Genomic DNA, 18,334 nt, shown 5'->3' with positions numbered 1-18,334 from the left:
CCATGCGTGCTCCTGTCGCCGCTGATCAGCTTCTGCGCCTTCCGCTGCTGCCGGTTCTGGCGATGCAGGGCCTGTCTGTCCGGCGCAATGCCCAGATGCTGCCCGAGCCATCAGGGCCGCGCGAAGGCCGCGAAGGCCGCGGGCCCCGGCTGCGGTTGCTGATCACGGGTGACAGTTCGGCTGCCGGCGTAGGCGCAGGCACGCAGAAACAAGCCTTGTCCGGGCAACTCGTCCAGCGGCTGGCGCGGCACTATTGTGTTGAATGGCGGCTGGAGGCTACGACCGGCCATACAACGCAGGATACGATAGACCGTCTTGGGACGCTGAATACTCAGTTCGATGCCGTGGTGACGGCACTGGGTGCGAATGACGTCACCCGCGCCGTAACGCAACGCCGGTTTGCCGAACGACAAGCCCATCTGATGTCCCTGCTGACAGGCGCCATGGGCGCGCGGCGCGTGATTGTTACTGCAGTCCCGCAAATGGGCCGTTTTCCGGCCCTACCCCAACCTTTGGCCTGGGTTCTGGACCGGCAGGCGCGACGGCTGGATCAGGCGCTGCAGAAGGTGGTTGCAGAGCGCCCTCAGTGCCGGCACCTCGTGCTGGATTTGCCGGATGACCCGGCGCTTGCCGCGCCCGACGGGTATCACCCCAGTCCGAAAACCTACGCGATCTGGGCGGATGAAGTTGACCGCGCGCTGCGTCAGGACTGAGCCCGAATCTGCCGGATCATCGGAACCGAATAGACAACCAAAGCCGCCCAGATCAGCGGAAAGGCGATCATGCGACCACGATCGATTTGTTCTCCAAACAAGGTAATCGCGGTGATGAAGATCATGGTTGGGGCGATGTATTGCAGAATGCCCATGGTGGACAACCGCACCAGCTTGGCGCCGTTGGCGTAAACCAGCAAAGGCACCGCCGTCACCACACCGGCACCCGCCAGCAGCATCGTATCCGCCCCGGCCAAACCAAAATGTCCGCGGCCTTGCGCACCCAGCCAGGTCACGTAGGCCAGCGCCGGGATCAGAAGTACCAGAACCTCGAGAAGGAATCCCTGGTTTGGTCCGATGGGAAGGGAGCGTTTGAAGAACGCGTAAAAGCCCCACGTGAACATCATCCCCAGAGCGGCCCAGGGCAGTGCTCCGGCTTCTAGCACAAGTATGATGACGCCCAGCGCTGCCAGCCCAACCGCTACTATCTGCGTTCGGTTCAAAGGTTCGCGCAGCAAAACTGCGCCCAGTGCAATGCTGAACAAGGGGTTGATATAGTACCCCAAGGCCGCGTCCAGCGCCCGCCCGGTGGCAATAGCCCAGACATAGACCGCCCAGTTCACTGAAATCAAAGCGGCCGTCAGGCAGGCCATGCCCAGCATTTTTGGGTTTCGCAGGGCTGGCTTCAGATCGCCTGTACGCCCCAGCGCGATCAGCAACAGACCGGCGACCGGCACGGACCAGATCACCCGATGAGCCACAACCTCGACCGGACCGATATGCGCCATCGCCTTCATGTACAGCGGCAGAAACCCCCACAGTACATAGGCGGTTACAGCCAGCGCCAGACCGCGCGGCGTATCGACGTTCTGAGTTGGAGCGGCGATGTCCGCCATGTCAGGTCTCCGGATGATACCGTTCGTCTTTACGGCAGTTCAGGCCGGGTTGGGAACTGTGAATTCTGTGAAGGCTCGTATCACGAACCTTGATAGGATCGCGCCTTGGGCTTTCAGCTGGCTTTTCACCGTTTGCGAGGCTCTGCCTCGCGCTCCGGGATATTTTTGGCCAGATGAACAAGGGATCCTTCATTCATCTGGCCGCAAATATCCCGGGGGAGGCGCAGCTTGCTGCGGCGGGGGCAGCGCCCCCAGCGCACCGGTTCAGACTTTGACGCGCTCGGATTTAGGGTCATACATCGGCTTCAGCGATGCCTCTGCCCTAACCTTCACACCGCACACGTCGATCTCATAGCTCGATGCCAACACATCAGCCGCCTTCTCGCCCTCGCATGGCACGTATCCCAGACCAACGGCGCCGCCCAGCGTGTGGCCATAGTTGCCTGAGCTGAGATAGCCGACATACTCACCATCACGAAGGATCGGTTCATTGTGGAACAGCAGCGGCTCAGCATCGGTCAGCTTGAACTGCACCAGGCGACTCTTTGGCCCGCTTTCCTTGCGCGCGATTACCGCCTCGCGGCCGATGAAATCACTGCCCTTGTCGACCTTGACAGCGAACCCGAGTCCGGCGTCGACAACATGGTCTTCGCAAGTAATATCGTGGCCGAAATGGCGGAAGCCCTTTTCGATCCGGCAGCTGTCCATCATGTGCATCCCACACAACTTCAGCCCCATGTCCTGACCAGCCTCGTGCAGTGTTTCGAACACATGACCCGCCATGTCAGACGAGACATAGATTTCCCAGCCGAGTTCACCCACATAGGTCACGCGATGCGCGCGGGCGAGCCCCATGCCGATCTCGATCTGCTGCGCGGTACCAAACGGATTGGTTGCGTTGGTGAAATCGTTGGGCGAGACCTTTTCGAGCAGCGCGCGGGCGTTCGGGCCCATCACGGCCAGCACCCCTTCGCCCGCGGTGACGTCAGTGATGACCACGTTGAAATTGCCGGCATGGCGTTGCATCCAGGTCTGATCCGCCAGACGGGTCGCCGCCGGAGTAACCACCAGATAGCACGTTTCAGTCAGGCGGGTGACCGTCACGTCCGCTTCAATCCCACCGCTGCGGTTCAGGAACTGGGTATAGACGATTTTGCCATTGGGCACCGAGTAGTCACCGCCGCCGATATAGTTCATGAACGCCTCGGCATCGGGACCTTCCACCCGGATCTTGCCGAACGACGACATGTCGTACATGCCGACATTCTCGCGCACGGCGCGGTGCTCGGCGGCCGAATTCTCGAACCAGTTCTGGCGCTTCCAACTGTACTGATACTCACGCTCCTGCCCTTCACTGGCGTACCAGTTGGCACGTTCCCATCCGGCCAGTTCACCAAATACCGCGCCTTGTTCCTTCAGGTGGTGGTGGAACGGTGTCCGCCGCACACCGCGCGCGGTCGCCTTTTGACGATAGGGGTAGTGATCGGCATAGAGCAGGCCCAGCGTCTCTTTCGAACGTTCGAACAGGTACTGTTTGTTGCCCTGGAACGGCTGCATCCGGCTGATATCCACATCGCCAAGGTCAAACGGTTTCTCACCCGTATCCATCCATTCGGCCAGTGCCATCCCCGCGCCACCGGCGGACTGAATGCCGATCGAGTTGAACCCTGCCGCGACCCAGAAATTGTCCATCTCGGGCGCAAGGCCAAGGTGGTAGGCATCGTCGGGGGTAAAGCTCTCGGGGCCGTTGAAGAAGGTATGGATTCCGGCCTCGGCCAGCATGGGCATCCGGTTGCAGGCATCTTCGAGGATCGGTTCGAAATGGTCGAAATCCTCGGGCAACTGGTCGAATTCGAAGGTATCCGGGATACCGTCCATGGCCCATGGCTTGGCGTTCGGCTCGAACGCGCCCAGCAGGATTTTGCCCGCGTCTTCCTTGTAATAGGCGCATTCATCCGGCACCCGCAGCACGGGCAGCTGCGTCAGACCATCGATGTTCTCGGTAACGATGTAGAAATGCTCGCAGGCGTGCAGCGGGACGTTGACGCCCGCCATCCGGCCAACCTCGTGCCCCCACATGCCTGCACAGTTCACCACCATGTCGCATTCGATGTGGCCCGAGGCGCTGCCGTCATCGGCAACCCAGTCCACACCTGTCACCTTGCGGCCCTGTTTGACGATCTCGGTGACTTTCACGCGTTCTTTGACAATGCCGCCGCGCTGCCGTGCGCCCTTGGCAAGCGCCAGCGCGATATTGGCAGGATCGCCCTGTCCGTCCAGCGGCAGGTAAACCGCACCCTTAACGTCTTCGAGGTTCAGATGCGGATAAAGCTCCGCTACGCGTTCATTCGAGATTTCTTCAACCTCGACCCCGAATGCCCGCGCCATGGCGGCCTGGCGATAAATTTCTTCCTTGCGCTCTTCGGTCAGGGCCACGGTGATCGATCCGCAACGCTTGAACCCGGTCGCAACGCCGGTTTCCTCCTCAAGCGAGCCATAGAGTTCCTGACTGTACTTCGCCAGTTTGGTCATGTTGGCGGTCGCGCGCAGCTGCGCGATCAGACCCGCGGCGTGCCAGGTGGTGCCGCTGGTCAGTTGCTTGCGTTCCAGCAGCACGACATCTGTCCAACCCTTTTTGGTCAGATGATACGCGACCGAGCATCCGATAACGCCGCCGCCGATGATGACCACTCGGGCCTTGGTGGGAAGATCAACCATCCTGATGTCTCCGCTGTGTCAGGTTTGGGATAAAATGCCACGGATGTGCGACAACAAATGCATCAAAATCGTCAGGTCTTCTGCAAAAATCACCTTTGCGAAGACGCCCGCTTTTCCCGCCGCAGAACAAACGGCGTGATTCCGTAAAAGCTTTTGTAAATCGACGAGAATCCGTTGGGAAATCCGCATGCCAGCCCGATCTCACGCACGCTCATGGTGGTGTTCAGAAGCAGATTGTTCGCGCGCGCCAGCCGCATTTCGCGGTAAAAACCGTTTGGTGTGGTTCCGAAGATCGACCGGAACTTGCGTTCGAGCGACCGATTCGACAGCCCCAGCAGATTGACGATGTCCTGGATCGGCAAAGGGTCTTCGATATTGGCCTGCATCAGCTTGATGCACTGGTCCAGCTTTGCATCCCCGGTCGCGGTTGTCCGAATCCCGGAAAACGGCTGCTGCGAGGAAAAGTCCCGGATGTTTTCGTGCAGCATGATGTCAGCAACCGTCATCCTGGCAGGGCCCGAAACATGGCGCCCGATAACGGCCAGCGCGACATCGGTGGTCGCCTCCATTCCAGCGCAGGTGACGACCGAACCCTGCTGGGTTGCGATGGACATCTTGGCTTCGAACCGGGCGCCCCTTTCGCGCAGGAAAGATGCGTTCTCCCAGTGGGTGGCCATGTCATCCGTGCCTTGCTCGTCAATATAGCGGCTGGCGGCCTCGGCCAGCAAAAACACCTGTGCGCCGCGGTAGGTATAGTCCGAAACCACCCGCCCAAGTGACAGGTCCGGCAGGTCCGGGTCGGAATTGCCGATCACGAACAGATAGTCGGCGTCAGGTTGTGCAGAAACCGGTTCGGTTGAAACGGTTGCGCCGCTGCTGCTTTCAACAGGGCCGCCTTTCAACGATCGATAGGTGTACCGAAACGGAGGATTCGGGCAAACGCGGTTGGCAATCCGCAGGACATCGACCAATGACGCGAGCTCCAGCAAAACGTATCCCGGCGCAACCATGATATCGAACTGATGCTGTTTGCCGGATCCTTGCGGTTCGGGTCCTGTCCGCTTTTGCATTCTCGTGCCCTCAGACAATCCTGTGCCCGGCTGCGCGTAACTGTTCGGCCAGTGCCTCGATATGGTCCGGACCGACCTCGCAACAACCGCCTACGATCGTGGCCCCCTGTTCCACCCAGCGCATGGCGTGTTCGGCGTAGACCTGAGGCCCCAGATCGCTGCGCTGTTCAAGCGCGTCGACGGTCGGGGCGTCCTTCAGAAATCCCTCGGAAATTTCGGTGAATCCGTTCGCATAGGCGCCAAACGGCCGTCCCATGGTTGCGATGATCTGCAAAGCCGCAGGCATGGCCTCGGGGGGCGAGCAATTGACGAGCACGGCCTCTGGAGCAAAGCGGTCGACCAGAGGTGAGATTTCCGACAGGTGTTCACCCGACCGCAAACGTGTGCCGTCTGTGTCATCGACGGTCAGGGCCAGCCAGACGGGACGCCCGCCGTTGACCGTGCCGCGCAACGCACCTTCTGCTTCCTGTACCGACGAAACGGTTTCAATCAGGAACAGGTCGACCCTGTCAGCCATCAGTTCGACAAGTTCGGCGTATTTCGAAGCGGCGTCCTCAGGATCGGGCCGCAGGTCGGGCCTGTAGGTGGCCAGCAGCGGACCCAGCGACCCTGCAATGCGCCCTTTGGTTCCCGCGCGTGCGCGTTCTGCCTGAGAAAGGGCGGTGTCCGTCAGCGCTCCGATCTGGTCTTCCAACCCCACACGTTCCAGGCGCGAACGGTGAACGGCATAGGTATTGGTGGTCGCGATCGTAGCGCCGCGGCGAAAATAATCTGCGTGAACGTCGCCCACCAGTTCCGGGTGATCCATCATCACCCGCGTTGACCAAAGCGGCGTTGCCCGGTCGCCACTGCGTTTGACCAGTTCCTGCCCGATGGAGCCGTCCAGAAGGGTGATGTCTGCCATGTCTTACCTCGTTACGGAATCAGGACCAGTTTCCCCGGAAACGCTTTGGATTGGAAATCTTCCTGCGCCCGGGCAATGTCTTTCAGAGGATACGTCTTCGAAACAAGCGGCCTGATCCGCCCTGCATTGATAAGTTCGACAAGCCGTCCGAAAACGTCGAATGCCTGGTGCGTACAGCCATGAATGGTGATGTCCCTCAGGTAGATATCGCGCAGATCCGCTTGTACAATCGGGCCTGCTATGGCGCCGGAAACGGCGTATTGCCCGCCCGGCTTCAGCGCCAGAATCAACCCCGGAAATGCCGGTCCGCCGACGACGTCGACCACCACATCGAACATGTCTGGCGGCAAGGCCGCGTCGCGATCAAAGGTATCTATCGCACCCTGTCCCTTGACCACATCTGCTTTGGCAGCGCTGGTGACACCCCAGACCGAAGCCCCCCGCAATGTTGCAAGTTGGACGGCAGCCAGCCCGACCCCACCGGATGCCCCGGTTACCAGAACCTTTTGTCCGGCCGTTACACCTGCGCGGGTCAGCAGGTTTTCGGCCGTGCCGAAAGCGCAGGGGATTGCCGCAATCTCGGTGTCCGACAGGGGTGACGCGGACACGTCGTAGAGGTCGCTTGCCTCGACCAGGCAGTATTGCGCGAAAGCGCCGTCAATCTCAGAACCCAATGCAATGAAACCGCTGGGTTGACCGGGACGTGGGCGCGGCAAGTTGATCGGACAGGTGACACGTTGACCTGGCTGGAAACCGGTGCCGGACCCTGTCCGCTCAACGATGCCGCACAAATCACCGCCCTGTATTCTGGGAAACTGCAGGGCGCCGCCCCAACCGCCGGCATCGACATCCTGATCGACCGCGTCCGTTGCACCCGTGACATCCGGTGAATACCAGCCAACACGCGTGTTGATATCGGTATTGTTGACGCCTGCCGCAGCCACCCGGACCAGAACCTGCCCGGGTCCTGGGGTGGGCAGGGGAATATCCTGACGCCATTCCAGTGCCTCCGGCCCGCCATGGCGTGTCAGGTAAACACCGGACATTGTCTCCGGTTGGGTCATTGCCATCTCTCCCCGTTACAGGTTTTGCGGATGCATTATGCCCGACAGCGGTGTTGCATCAAATCACGGGTCCGCCTGACTTTTGGCGGACCCGCAGTTTCCCTGATGGATCAGGCACGCAACCGCGCGTTTTCCGGATCCCAGAGCGGCTGATCCTGCTGTACGACAGCTCGGCATTTCTGACCGTAGATTTCGACCTCCAGCTCGGTGCCCGGAGCAGCCAGATCAGGACGCACCATGCCCAGTGCGACCGACGCATTGATGCGATACCCCCATGCACCGGATGTGGTTTCACCCACGATCTGACCATCATGCCAGAGGCACGACATGTACGGTGCGTCGCAATCTCCGGCCTCGACCAGCATGGTGACGAACTGCTTTTTCACGCCCTGCTGCTTTTCATTCTGGATCGCAGCCTTGCCGGGGAAGTCCTGTGGTTTGTCCAGTTTCACGAACCGCTCCAAACCGCCTTCCAGAAGCGAGTAGTCGGTCGACAGGTCGCCTTTCCACGCACGATAACCCTTTTCGACACGCAGGGAATTGAGCGCATACATCCCGAAGGGCTTGGCACCCGCGTCAATGATGGCGCCATAGATCGCTGGCATGTGTTCGTTCAGGGCATGAACCTCCCAACCCAGCTCACCTGCGAAGGAAACACGGATCAGGTAAGCGGGTTGCCCGGCGACGGTTGCCGACTGGTGGGTCAGCCATCCGGTCGACAGGTCCGCATCGGTCATGCCCGACAGGATCTCTCGCGACTTCGGCCCCGTGACGATCAGTGTATCGCGGGTGGTGGTCACATCCTCGACCGAAACGCCTTCGGGCATAGCGTTCAGCAGAATGTCGCGGTCATGCCACTGGGCAGTTGCGGCCGTGATCATGACGAACTCGTCCTCGCCCAGCCGGATGCAGGACATCTCGGTCAGGATGCGACCACGATCATCAGAGATATAGACAAGGTTCATGCGACCGGTCTTGGGTAGTCCACCCGTGACCAGACCACGCAGCGCCTCGGCAGCACCTTCGCCCTTGACCATGAAGCGCGAGAATCCCGGCAGATCCAGTACACCACAATGGTCGCGCACGGCCTCGCATTCCTCCTTGACGCGCTGCTCCCACGGACCCGAGCGACCCCATGTGTGGGTGGCTTCAAGCGACGTGTCGTCGCCGGGCTGCGCGAACCAGTTGGCCCGTTCCCAGCCGTTATAGGCCCCCATGACACCGCCCAGCTCTTTCACCTTGGCATGAACCGGCGACAGTTTCTTGTCGCGCGCCGCAGGCCATTCGTGATGAGGGAAGTGCATGGCGTATTCGTTGCCATAAACCTCCAGACCTTTCTGGTTGCAGTAGTCCTGATCGGTGTAATCGGTATACCGGCGCGGATCGACAGCCCACATATCCCATTCGGTCGCGCCATCGACGATCCATTCGGCCAGCACCTTGCCGGCACCCCCGCCCTGCGCGATACCGAAGGTAAAGGTGTGCGCCTCGAACGCGTTCTTCACTCCGGGCATCGGGCCGATCAGCGGCAGACCGTCCGGTGCATAAGGGATCGGGCCGTTGATCACGCGGCCAACGCCCGAGGTCGCCATCAGCGGCACCCGCTCCATCGCGTCGGTCACGATGTCTTCGATGCGATCCAGATCGTCATTCCACAGCTGGAAGCTGAAGTCCTCGGGCATCGGGTCATCTTCTGTCATCCAGTGGCCCTTGCAATTGGGCTCATACGGGCCAAGGTTGAAGCCGTTCTTCTCCTGACGCAGGTAGTAAGAGATATCCACGTCGCGCAGCAGCGGCAGCTTTTTGCCCCCGTTTTCCTTGGACCACGCTTGGACTTCGGGGATTTCGTCGGTCAGCAGATACTGGTGGCTCATGACCATCGCGGGAACGGTTCGGCCGCCATAAGGTTTGAACCACTCTCCCACACGCTGCGCGTAGTAACCGGCGGCGTTGACCACATAATCACAGGCGATATCGCCCTTGTCCGTGTGCACGGTCCAGGTGCCGTCGTCATGCTGGGTCACGCCGGTTGCCGGGCAGAAACGGATGATCTTCTGGCCCATGTCGCGGGCTCCCTTGGCCAGCGCCTGCGTCAGTTGCGCGGGGTCGATGTCGCCATCGGTCGGATCATACAGCACGCCCTCAAGATCATGCGTTTCAAGGAAAGGATAGCGTTCCTTGGCCTCTTCCGGGGTCCACATCTCCATCGGGATGCCCTGGTAACGGCCCATCGACATCGCCCGCTCAAATTCCTGCATCCGCTCCTTGCTGTGCGCCAGACGGATCGAGCCGGACTGATGGTAGTTCATCGGATAGTCGACTTCTTCGCCCAGCCGCGCATACAGCTCGGTCGAGTAGCGCTGCATGTTCATGATCGCCCATGAGGTCGAAAAGGTCGGAACGTTACCCGCCGCGTGCCAGGTCGAACCTGCGGTCAGCTCGTTCTTTTCCAGCAGCACACAATCGGTCCAGCCTTTCTTGGCCAGATGGTACAGCGAGGAGGCCCCCACCACACCACCACCGATAATGACCACGCGGGCTTTTGTCGGAAAATCACTCATTCGTTTTGATCCCTGTTACTGTGCCCGTTGGGGCAGATCGTCCGTGATGTCGTAGTAATCGCCCTTGTCGGCGACAAAGATATGTTTTGAGAGCGAAAGGCCCGTGGGGTCGTCAAACGCCCCCATGGAAATCGAAATCGTGTCCTCATCGTTATGTTGCCAGAAGAGGAACGCGCCACATGCGCTGCAAAAGCCCCGGCGCGCAGTGTCCGATGCGCGAAACCAGGTGAGCGTGTCACTGGCTGCAAATCTCAGATTGTCCTGATGCGTTGACGTGGACGCCCAGACATGCCCCGATTGCTTGCGGCACTGACCGCAATGGCAGGCGGATGGCGGCGTCAGGTCGCCGTCGATGGTAAACGCAACTTTGCCGCAGAGGCAGGAACCGGTTGTCATATGATTACCCCCTTGCCGTAGATGGCGTGCTGATACCCAACAGCACGCCATAGATGATGAAACAGGACGCCATGACACGCCGCACCCAGATGTTGAACACCGCGCCCAACGCGGCCTTGCCCATCAAGGCCCCCAGCAGCGTGAACCCTGTGTAGCTGAGCGTTGTGATGGCCAGCGCCGTTGGCATGATGACGACCATCTGCTGCCAGATCGGAACGTCCGGCTGCACGAACTGGGAAAAGGCGGCGAGGTATCCGGCAACGCTCTTGGGGTTGATCGTCGCGACGGCCAACGCGTGCAGGTAAACATGCCGCGCTGGACGTTCCGTGGCAGGTGCCGGCTTTGCCGCGTTCATCCAACCGCGCACGCCCATCCAGATCAGGAACCCTGCCCCGATCAGTTTGGCGATGAAAAAACCGGTTGGCGAGGCCGCGATCAATGCGGTCACGCCCAGCGCCGACAGGATCAGAAACGCGCTGGCCTGAGTCAGAATGGCCAGAACACCCAACATCGCCTTGGCAAATGGCAGGTTCATCCCGTTCGAGATGCAATTGACCGCGTTCGGCCCCGGTGTGGTAACGAATACCACCCAGAACAGCGCGAATATGGTCCAGGCTTCAAAGCTCATCAGTATACCGGCGGGGCGATGACCCAGACCGCAACCGCGGGCTCGTCATACGGGTTGGACCATTGATAGGGCTCATGCTTGATCCGAAAACTGTCACCCGGACCCACCGTGTATTCACGATCGCCAATTTTGAGGTCAAGCCGCCCGGAGACCATGTAACCGACCTCTTGCGTCGGGCGATTTGCAGGGGTTTGCATGCGGGACTGGGGTTGAAAGGTAGAATGCACCATCTCGAAATCGTCGGTCAGATCAGGAGACAGCAGTTCTTCGATCAGCCCTTCTTCGCCAGACCCCATCGGTCGCCGTGATCCGGCCCGGACGACATAGCCCTGTTCGGCGTCAGGCGCCGCGGAATGCGCAAACAGCATCGACATCGGAACGCCAAGACACTCGGCAATTTGGCGCAGATCCGAGATCGATGGTTCGGATTTGTCGCGCTCAACCTGGCTGAGCCAGCCGACGGACCGGTCCAGACGAGTCGCGATATCGGTCAGCGTCAGCCCGCGCGCCTTGCGCAGGGCGCGGATGTCCGCTCCGAGTGTCGCGCTTTGCGGGGCCTGGCTGTTCACGGGGGCCACTCCGATTCTCGTGAAATTTTCTCCTCGTTTTTCACGATGGCGCGATTCCGTGAAAATTCCAAGCGTTTTTTCACTTGGGTCGACATGTCCGATTGGCTATGTCCCACTCATGTGGATTGCAGTGATCTATCTTTGGGCGGTTAACGGTCTGACCCTGCTGTGTTTCGGCTGGGACAAGGTCCGGGCGCAGCGGCGCAAGCGCAGAATTCCAGAACGCAGGTTGTTGTGGCTTGCGGCTTTGGGCGGCAGCCCCGGCGCGTTGCTGGGACGATGGCTGTTTCGACACAAAACCCGAAAACGCGGATTCTCGGCCTGGCTGTTCGGAGTTGCCACGTTGCAGGTCTTGGCCCTGTATCTTGTCATGACCAACGGCCTGCCCACCCTCGTGCGGTGACAAGACCTGACGGCACCGTCAATCAGCCGATGTTGCGAACATACATCTCGGTGGTGGCGGAACAGCGTTCCGTCCAAAGTTCAAAGCCTGCTTTCTGAAGCACGCGGGCAGAGGCTGGATTGTCGCGATCGACACCGGCAACGAGTCGCATGGCAGGGCCTGACAACACTGCGGTCTGAAGCCCCTTTAACAGTTCGGAGGCATATCCGTTTCCCCAGGCAGTTTCTGCAATCAGATAGCCGATATGGACACTCGGAGGCGCATCACTCTCCGTATCGACGGCCAGCACCATCAGTCCGATCAGCTCATTGTCGGTGCCTTGACGCACCAGCAGAATGTCGCTTTCGGCGCGACGGGTATCAATCCAGTTCGACATGCCCTGATCCTGCAGCTGCATGGACGGCGGCAGGTTTTTCAGGACCGCAGGGGTCAGAAGCGCGGCAAGATCGTCAGCTAGCTTGCGCCGCAAGTGCGGTTCGGCAAGATGGTCTTTCCAGTGGCTGACTGAAAGCCGTTGAGTAGAGAATTGGTGTGGAATCATGCCGGACCCGCCAGGTTTCGAAGCCTTCGGAGTTTAGCGGGTCTTTGCGTGAAGCAAAATGTCGAAGTCCGAGAGTGGGCCTTTCGCCCCCTGCGTTTCCATCAGGCTCGCGCGAAAGTTTGGGACAATATCTCCGTCAGGTATTCGGCGTCATCCTCCGAAAACGCATCGGGCAGATCGCTGTCGATGTCGAAAACCGCAATTACCTCACCTGCGGCATTGAGAACAGGCAGGACCAGTTCGGATCGGGTTGAGGACGCGCAGGCGATATGCCCCGGGAACGCGTCGACATCCGGAACAAGCTGCACCTGCCCTGTGCGCGCCGCCGCACCACAAACACCCCGGTCGAAGGGAATGACCAGACAGCCATGGCCCCCCTGGTAAGGGCCGATTTTCAGCAACCCCGGTTCGGTCACCCGATAAAACCCGGTCCAGTTGAACCGGTCGTCGGAATGATGCACCTCGCAGGCGACGGTGGCCATCAGTGCAACCTCGTCACTTTCGCCTTCGGTCAGAGCGGCAATGGTTCTGGCCAGCATGGTGTAGTCTGCTGTCATGGTGGAAGTCCCGTCTGTGGTGGGTAAAGGGGGCGCTGCCCCCTCTTGAGCCGTTGGCTCAATTCACCCCCGGAGTATTTGGAAAAAGATGAAGGGTCAAACCCGTTCGATTGCTATTGCGGTGCCTTCGCCGCCGCCGATGCAGATGGCTGCCACACCCCGCTTGAGGTTTCGTTTTTCCAGAGCATTGAGCAGCGTCACCATGATTCGTGCACCTGATGCGCCGATCGGATGACCCAGGGCGCAGGCGCCGCCATTCACATTCACTTTTTCACGCGGCAAACCCATTTCGCGCATGAACGCCATGGGAACGACGGCGAAGGCTTCGTTCACCTCCCACAGATCGACGTCATCCTTGCTCCATCCGATGCGGGACAGCAGCTTTTGCGCCGCCGGAACCGGAGCGGTCGTAAAGAGGCCCGGAGCCTGCGCGTGGCTGGCATGCCCGAGGATGCGCGCACGAACGTTCAGGCTCTGCGCCTCGGCCACTTCGGCGGAGGCAAGAACCAGCGCCGCCGCACCATCGGAGATCGATGAGGAGTTGGCGGCTGTTACGGTCCCGTCCTTGCGAAACGCGGGTTTCAGGGTCGGAATCTTTTCCGGCCGCGCCGATTTTGGCTGTTCGTCAATATCTTGTGTGACTTCACCTTTGCGGGTCCGCACGACGTGCGGCGCAATTTCGCCGTCAAACGCCCCGTTTTCCTGAGCGGCCAGCGCGTTGGACAGAGACTGCAACGCGTATTCGTCCTGCGCTTCACGCGTGAATTGATAGGCCTCGGCGCAGTCTTCGGCGAAGGTGCCCATTAGTCGACCCTTGTCATATGCGTCCTCAAGCCCGTCCAGAAACATATGGTCCACCACCTGACCGTGACCGATTCGCGCCCCGCCGCGCATTTTGGGCAGCAAGTAGGGGGCGTTTGTCATGCTTTCCATACCGCCCGCGACCATGGTGTCGGCATGACCCAGCGCAATCTGGTCAAACGCTATCATCGCCGCCTTCATCCCGGACCCGCACATCTTGTTCAGGGTCGTTGCGGGCACGTCTTCGCCCAAACCGGCGGCAAAACCGGCCTGCCGCGCCGGAGCCTGCCCCTGACCGGCGGGCAGAACGCAGCCCATCAGAACCTCGTCCACGGTCTGTACTCCGGCCCCCTGCATGGCCGCTCGAATGGCCGTGCCACCCAGATCGGCCGCCGCAACCCCATCGAACATGCCCTGAAACCCGCCCATTGGGGTGCGGGCTGCACCCGCGATCACGACCTGCTTCATCCGGATTCTCCTTCTGGTTTTCCAGGTTCTGAATACCGAATGGTAAGAATTGCCGTCTAGCGTATTTCTACGAGGTTTTTTCATTCTGGAGGGCAACCGGACATGGGTCTGATCAGTACGACAACCGGTGAGACGCAGGTGATCACGGTTCAGGCCGACCGGATCGACGCCGCCATTGCGATACAGTTCAAGGAAGATATGCGTAATCAGACTGACGGCGGCGCGGGCCGGGTGGTGCTGGACCTGTCGGATGTCGAATTCATCGATTCCAGCGGACTGGGTGCCATCGTGGCATCCATGAAACAGCTTGGCGATGACCGCAGCCTGGATCTGGCGGGTCTGCATCCGTTTGTCGAGAAAGTATTTCGGCTGACCCGCATGGATACAGTTTTTCGATTATTTGCGACGCTGGAAGACGCTCTGACGCCGGCTGCGGATTAAAGTTGCACAGGAAACCATTCGCGTGGCCTCTGTTCATGATCATGACTTTCTGGAACTGAGCTTTGCCGCAACCGAAGCTGAGGCGAGCATGGGTATCGCCAGTCTTAGCGCCAGCCTCGCTGAGCGTGGATTGCCCGCGCCAAAGGCAAGCGACGTCAAAATCGCGCTGGCCGAGGCGATAAACAACGTGGTCGAACATGCCTACGCAGGCATCGCCCCAGCCCGTGTTCTTGTCAGGTGCCGCCTGCACAGGGATTGGCTTGTCATTGTCATTACGGATACCGGCAACCCTTTGCCGGGGTGTCGAGTGCCCGATGGAATTCCGGCGGACGTCAACACAACCAGACAGAGTCTGCCTGAAGGGGGATTCGGATGGTTCCTGATTCACCAATTGACCAGCGCCATCCACTATGAGCGGCGCGAAGGGTGCAATAGGTTGTCTTTGCGCTTCGATTTCCCGGATGAGGCGAATTGACCCGAAATGGCCACAATAAGGCCCAGATCGAAACATTGTCGCGCCGCAAATAATTGGCAAAAGGGTCTTGTAGCTCAGATAGCTTCCCTCGGCGCCTAGCATCACAGCCCCCACCCAGTGACCGGCGCCGAGGAACCTCCCCTCAAGTTGACTGGACATTCCTCTGCCGCGCGATACGGTCTGCGCGTTCAATGAGGAGAGCCCCGTCATGCGCGATTTGCACAAACCCGGACGTTCCGAAGTACTGGCGACCGAAGGCATGTGTGCGACGTCACACCCTTTGGCGGCCAAGGTGGCGCTGGACATACTGGCGCAGGGCGGAAACGCGATGGACGCCGCCATCGCTGGTGCGGTTCTGCTGGGTATTTGCGAACCACAAATGACCGGTCTGGGTGGCGATTGTTTTGTCCTGTTCAATCGCGCAGGCGAGAACGAAATTCGCGCGCTGAACGGTTCAGGCCGCGCGCCCCAAGCAGCAAATGCAGAAGCGTTGCGCGCAAAGGACCTGAAGACCGTGCCCCTGAACACCCCGGATGCGGTGACAGTTCCGGGTGCTGTTGATGCGTTTTGCCACCTGGCGGAAACGGAAGGGCGGCTGGGGCTTGAGGCGATTTTGCAACCGTCCATCGACTACGCCGAAACCGGTGTTCCGGTTGCCGCACGGGTGGCCTTTGACTGGAAATCCGGCGCGGCTGTATTGCAGGGTGCGGCCCGCGACCACTATCTGATTGATGGCAAGGCCCCGGAAACAGGTCAGATCTTTCGCGCTCCGGGTCAGGCGGAAGTTCTGCGCCAAATTGCTCGTCACGGGCGCGAAGCATTCTACACCGGTGACATCGCGCAAGACATGATTTCCGCCCTGAACACACTGGGTGGGGTCCACACATCGGATGACTTTCAAGCCACCAGATGGACGCAAACCACCCCAATGAGCGGGCACTACAAAGGCACGGACCTTGTCGAACACCCGCCAAATGGGCAAGGGGCGACTGCGATCCTGTTGCTCAATATGCTGAAGAACTTTGATCTGGCCGGGATGGACCCTTTTGGTGCGCAAAGGGTTCATATCGAGGCCGAGGCCACCAAATTGGCCTACGATGCCCGGAACCGGTTTATTGCGGACCCCGATCATATGGCCAGGGCCGAACGGTTCACCGATCAGGACATTGCAGACAAGCTGGCAGCGCTTATCGATCCCAAAAACGCTATGGCGGCCGCCGCACCGCTGACCGAGTCCGTTCACAAGGATACCGTCTATATCACGGTGGTCGACCGGGACCGGATGTCCGTATCACTCATCTACTCGATCTTCCACAGCTTCGGATCAGGGATCGCGTCTGAAAAATATGGTATTCTGCTGCAGAACCGCGGGGCGGGCTTTACGCTGCAAGCCGGGCACCCCAATGAGCTGAACGGTGGAAAACGCCCGATGCACACGATCATTCCCGGGATGCTGAAACAGGACGGCCGGGTAGTGATGCCATTCGGCGTCATGGGCGGGGCCTACCAGCCGACCGGACACGCCAGATTCCTGTCCAATCTTGTCGATTTTGATTTGAGTCTTCAGGGCAGCATCGATGCGCCGCGCGCCTTTGCCGATGGTGGGGTACTGAAACTGGAACGCGGATATCCGCAAGCAGTAGCGCAACAATTGTCTGACATTGGCCACACTGTTTCAATTCCTGACACGCCCCTCGGCGGTGCACAGGCGATCCGAATCTGTGAAAGCGGTGTTCTTGAGGGGGCAAGTGACCCCAGAAAAGACGGATGTGCGCTTGGGTATTGATTTTCGGCGACCGGAAGGCGGCAGCTATGCGGTCATCAGTTCAGATGAAAGTGCAGCGGGTACGCGCCATCCTCGAACGGGCCGAACATGTTGGGAATATCGGGGTGCTCAACCGGCTCTCCGGACTGGTCGGCAACCAGATTTTGTTCTGAAACATAAGCAACATAGAAGGATTGGTCGTTTTCCGCCAAAAGGTGATAAAACGGCTGATCCTTTATCGGTCGACTGTCTTCAGGAATCGCCTGATACCATTCTTCCGTATTCGAGAACTCCGGATCCACGTCAAAAATCACCCCTCGAAAGGGATGTTTCTTATGGCGGACCACCTGGCCCAAGCCGTATTTGGCATTTGTCTTCAGCATTGTTTCAGCCCCCGGAGGTCTTACTACCTCTTTCCGGGCCAAAATGCCAATCATTGATCTGAAATTCAGGGAAACAGTCTGTGAACCTACTACTGACAGTGTTCGAAATCGTCGCTCCGGTATTTCTGCTTTCAGGGATTGGGTTTACCTGGGTCAGGCTGGGATTCGAGTACCGTTTGCAGTTCGTGACACGGTTTGCAATGACACTGGCCGTGCCAAGTCTGATCTTCGTCGCCTTGATGCAGACCGAAATTCCGGGCGGGGATCTGTCACGGTTCACGCTGGCCACCATTGCCGGGAATCTGGCGCTTGCCGTGGTCTTCAAAGTGACCGTGCATCTTCTGAAACTGGAGCAGCGCACGTATCTGTCGCCGCTCATTTTCGGGAATACCGGAAATCTTGGCCTGCCTCTGTGTATTTTTGCATTCGGGCAGGCGGGACTGGGCTATGCGGTGATCTTTCTGGCGGTCACGGCCCTGTTTTCATTCACTTACGGAATCTATCTGGTCGCCGGAAAAGGCGCGTTTGGCAAAGTCATACGCGAGCCGATGGTCTGGGCCACGCTGCTTGGCGCGCTGTTTTTGTGGCAAGGCTGGGAAACGCCCCTGTTTCTGACCAATACGCTCGAGCTGCTGGGGCAAATGGCGGTGCCCATGATGCTGATCACGCTCGGCGTCGCGATTGCACGTCTGACCACGGACAAGCTGGGGCAGGCAATCTGGCTGTCTGTTCTGAAGCTTGGCGTTTGCTTTGTTTTGGGCTGGACCGTTGCAGCGACGTTCGATCTTGGGGCCGTGGCATTCGGTGTGCTGGTCTTGCAGATGTGCACCCCGGTGGCAGTCACATCGTACCTTCTGGCCGAGCGGTTCAAGGCCGATTCAGACGCGGTTGCCGGAATGGTCATGGTCTCGACCCTTCTTTCCGTTGGGGCATTACCTGTCATTCTGGCTATTGTTCTGTAACGAAAGTGATTTCCTCAAA

At 59.5% G+C, this 18,334-nt stretch carries 19 protein-coding genes; 6 read left to right on the top strand and 13 right to left on the bottom strand.

Annotated features, from left to right (window positions below; genetic code table 11):
• The first annotated feature begins 2 nt into the window (after positions 1 to 2).
• The gene (locus ACR1XU_RS13800; RefSeq protein WP_480904500.1) at positions 3 to 713 is read left to right on the top strand and encodes an SGNH/GDSL hydrolase family protein; all 711 of its coding nucleotides are present in this window, start codon (positions 3 to 5) and stop codon (positions 711 to 713) included.
• On the opposite strand, the gene rarD is transcribed toward ACR1XU_RS13800, so the two are convergent.
• The 9 genes from rarD to ACR1XU_RS13755 all read right to left on the bottom strand — a co-directional run bounded on the left by rarD (position 704) and on the right by ACR1XU_RS13755 (position 11,519).
• A complete protein-coding gene (rarD, locus tag ACR1XU_RS13795) occupies positions 704 to 1,609 on the bottom strand; it encodes an EamA family transporter RarD (RefSeq protein ID WP_480915619.1) in 906 nt (301 codons plus the stop codon). The two genes, ACR1XU_RS13800 and rarD, sit on opposite strands and share 10 nt — an antisense overlap.
• A 264-nt stretch (positions 1,610 to 1,873) precedes the next feature.
• Positions 1,874 to 4,327 (bottom strand): GcvT family protein, encoded by a 2,454-nt coding sequence (locus tag ACR1XU_RS13790; RefSeq protein ID WP_480904495.1) that lies wholly within the window; start codon positions 4,325 to 4,327, stop codon positions 1,874 to 1,876.
• An 89-nt stretch (positions 4,328 to 4,416) separates the two neighbouring features.
• Entirely contained in the window at positions 4,417 to 5,397 is a 981-nt protein-coding gene (locus ACR1XU_RS13785; RefSeq protein WP_480904492.1) for a GlxA family transcriptional regulator, read from the bottom strand.
• 10 nt (positions 5,398 to 5,407) lie between these two features.
• The gene (locus ACR1XU_RS13780) at positions 5,408 to 6,301 is read right to left on the bottom strand and encodes a homocysteine S-methyltransferase family protein (protein WP_170807323.1); all 894 of its coding nucleotides are present in this window, start codon (positions 6,299 to 6,301) and stop codon (positions 5,408 to 5,410) included.
• Positions 6,302 to 6,312: 11 nt separating this feature from the next.
• Positions 6,313 to 7,365, bottom strand: a complete 1,053-nt coding sequence (locus tag ACR1XU_RS13775; protein ID WP_480904488.1) for a zinc-binding dehydrogenase — start codon at positions 7,363 to 7,365, stop codon at positions 6,313 to 6,315.
• 110 nt (positions 7,366 to 7,475) lie between these two features.
• Positions 7,476 to 9,926 carry a GcvT family protein gene (locus ACR1XU_RS13770; RefSeq protein ID WP_480904486.1) on the bottom strand — a complete coding sequence of 817 codons (2,451 nt, stop codon included), beginning with the start codon at positions 9,924 to 9,926 and terminating at the stop codon, positions 7,476 to 7,478.
• 15 nt (positions 9,927 to 9,941) lie between these two features.
• A complete protein-coding gene (locus tag ACR1XU_RS13765; RefSeq protein ID WP_170815824.1) occupies positions 9,942 to 10,322 on the bottom strand; it encodes a GFA family protein in 381 nt (126 codons plus the stop codon).
• Positions 10,323 to 10,326: 4 nt separating this feature from the next.
• On the bottom strand, positions 10,327 to 10,950 hold the full coding sequence (locus ACR1XU_RS13760; protein WP_170815825.1) for a LysE family transporter: 624 nt from the start codon (positions 10,948 to 10,950) through the stop codon (positions 10,327 to 10,329).
• Positions 10,950 to 11,519 carry a helix-turn-helix domain-containing protein gene (locus tag ACR1XU_RS13755; RefSeq protein WP_480904482.1) on the bottom strand — a complete coding sequence of 190 codons (570 nt, stop codon included), beginning with the start codon at positions 11,517 to 11,519 and terminating at the stop codon, positions 10,950 to 10,952. Before ACR1XU_RS13755 ends, ACR1XU_RS13760 begins: the two co-directional genes overlap by 1 nt.
• 130 nt (positions 11,520 to 11,649) lie before the next feature.
• On the opposite strand from ACR1XU_RS13755, the gene ACR1XU_RS13750 reads away from it, so the two are divergent.
• Complete coding sequence (locus tag ACR1XU_RS13750) at positions 11,650 to 11,922, top strand: DUF1294 domain-containing protein (protein ID WP_480904479.1); 273 nt, start codon at positions 11,650 to 11,652, stop codon at positions 11,920 to 11,922.
• Positions 11,923 to 11,944: 22 nt separating this feature from the next.
• On the opposite strand, the gene ACR1XU_RS13745 is transcribed toward ACR1XU_RS13750, so the two are convergent.
• The 3 genes from ACR1XU_RS13745 to ACR1XU_RS13735 form a co-directional block, all read right to left on the bottom strand.
• Entirely contained in the window at positions 11,945 to 12,463 is a 519-nt protein-coding gene (locus ACR1XU_RS13745) for a GNAT family N-acetyltransferase (RefSeq protein ID WP_480904476.1), read from the bottom strand.
• 101 nt (positions 12,464 to 12,564) lie between these two features.
• Entirely contained in the window at positions 12,565 to 13,020 is a 456-nt protein-coding gene (locus ACR1XU_RS13740) for a GAF domain-containing protein (RefSeq protein WP_480904474.1), read from the bottom strand.
• A 96-nt stretch (positions 13,021 to 13,116) separates the two neighbouring features.
• On the bottom strand, positions 13,117 to 14,289 hold the full coding sequence (locus tag ACR1XU_RS13735) for a thiolase family protein (RefSeq protein ID WP_480904471.1): 1,173 nt from the start codon (positions 14,287 to 14,289) through the stop codon (positions 13,117 to 13,119).
• Between the two features lie 102 nt (positions 14,290 to 14,391).
• Between ACR1XU_RS13735 and ACR1XU_RS13730 the strand changes: the two genes are divergently transcribed.
• The 3 genes from ACR1XU_RS13730 (at position 14,392) to ACR1XU_RS13720 (ending at position 16,991) form a co-directional block, all read left to right on the top strand.
• Entirely contained in the window at positions 14,392 to 14,730 is a 339-nt protein-coding gene (locus ACR1XU_RS13730) for an STAS domain-containing protein (RefSeq protein WP_480522771.1), read from the top strand.
• Positions 14,731 to 14,752: 22 nt separating this feature from the next.
• A complete protein-coding gene (locus ACR1XU_RS13725) occupies positions 14,753 to 15,205 on the top strand; it encodes an ATP-binding protein (protein WP_480904468.1) in 453 nt (150 codons plus the stop codon).
• 208 nt (positions 15,206 to 15,413) lie between these two features.
• On the top strand, positions 15,414 to 16,991 hold the full coding sequence (locus ACR1XU_RS13720) for a gamma-glutamyltransferase family protein (RefSeq protein WP_480904465.1): 1,578 nt from the start codon (positions 15,414 to 15,416) through the stop codon (positions 16,989 to 16,991).
• 35 nt (positions 16,992 to 17,026) lie between these two features.
• Here ACR1XU_RS13720 and hspQ read toward each other — a convergent pair whose 3' ends face one another.
• Positions 17,027 to 17,353 carry a heat shock protein HspQ gene (hspQ, locus tag ACR1XU_RS13715; RefSeq protein ID WP_170614257.1) on the bottom strand — a complete coding sequence of 109 codons (327 nt, stop codon included), beginning with the start codon at positions 17,351 to 17,353 and terminating at the stop codon, positions 17,027 to 17,029.
• An 80-nt stretch (positions 17,354 to 17,433) separates the two neighbouring features.
• Here hspQ and ACR1XU_RS13710 point away from each other — a divergent pair, with 80 nt between their 5' ends.
• The gene (locus tag ACR1XU_RS13710; RefSeq protein ID WP_480904462.1) at positions 17,434 to 18,315 is read left to right on the top strand and encodes an AEC family transporter; all 882 of its coding nucleotides are present in this window, start codon (positions 17,434 to 17,436) and stop codon (positions 18,313 to 18,315) included.
• Positions 18,316 to 18,334: the final 19 nt, after the last annotated feature.

The sequence above is a fragment of the Ruegeria sp. D1(2025) genome (assembly GCF_056536425.1).
This window is presented reverse-complemented; position numbering and strand designations above follow the sequence as displayed.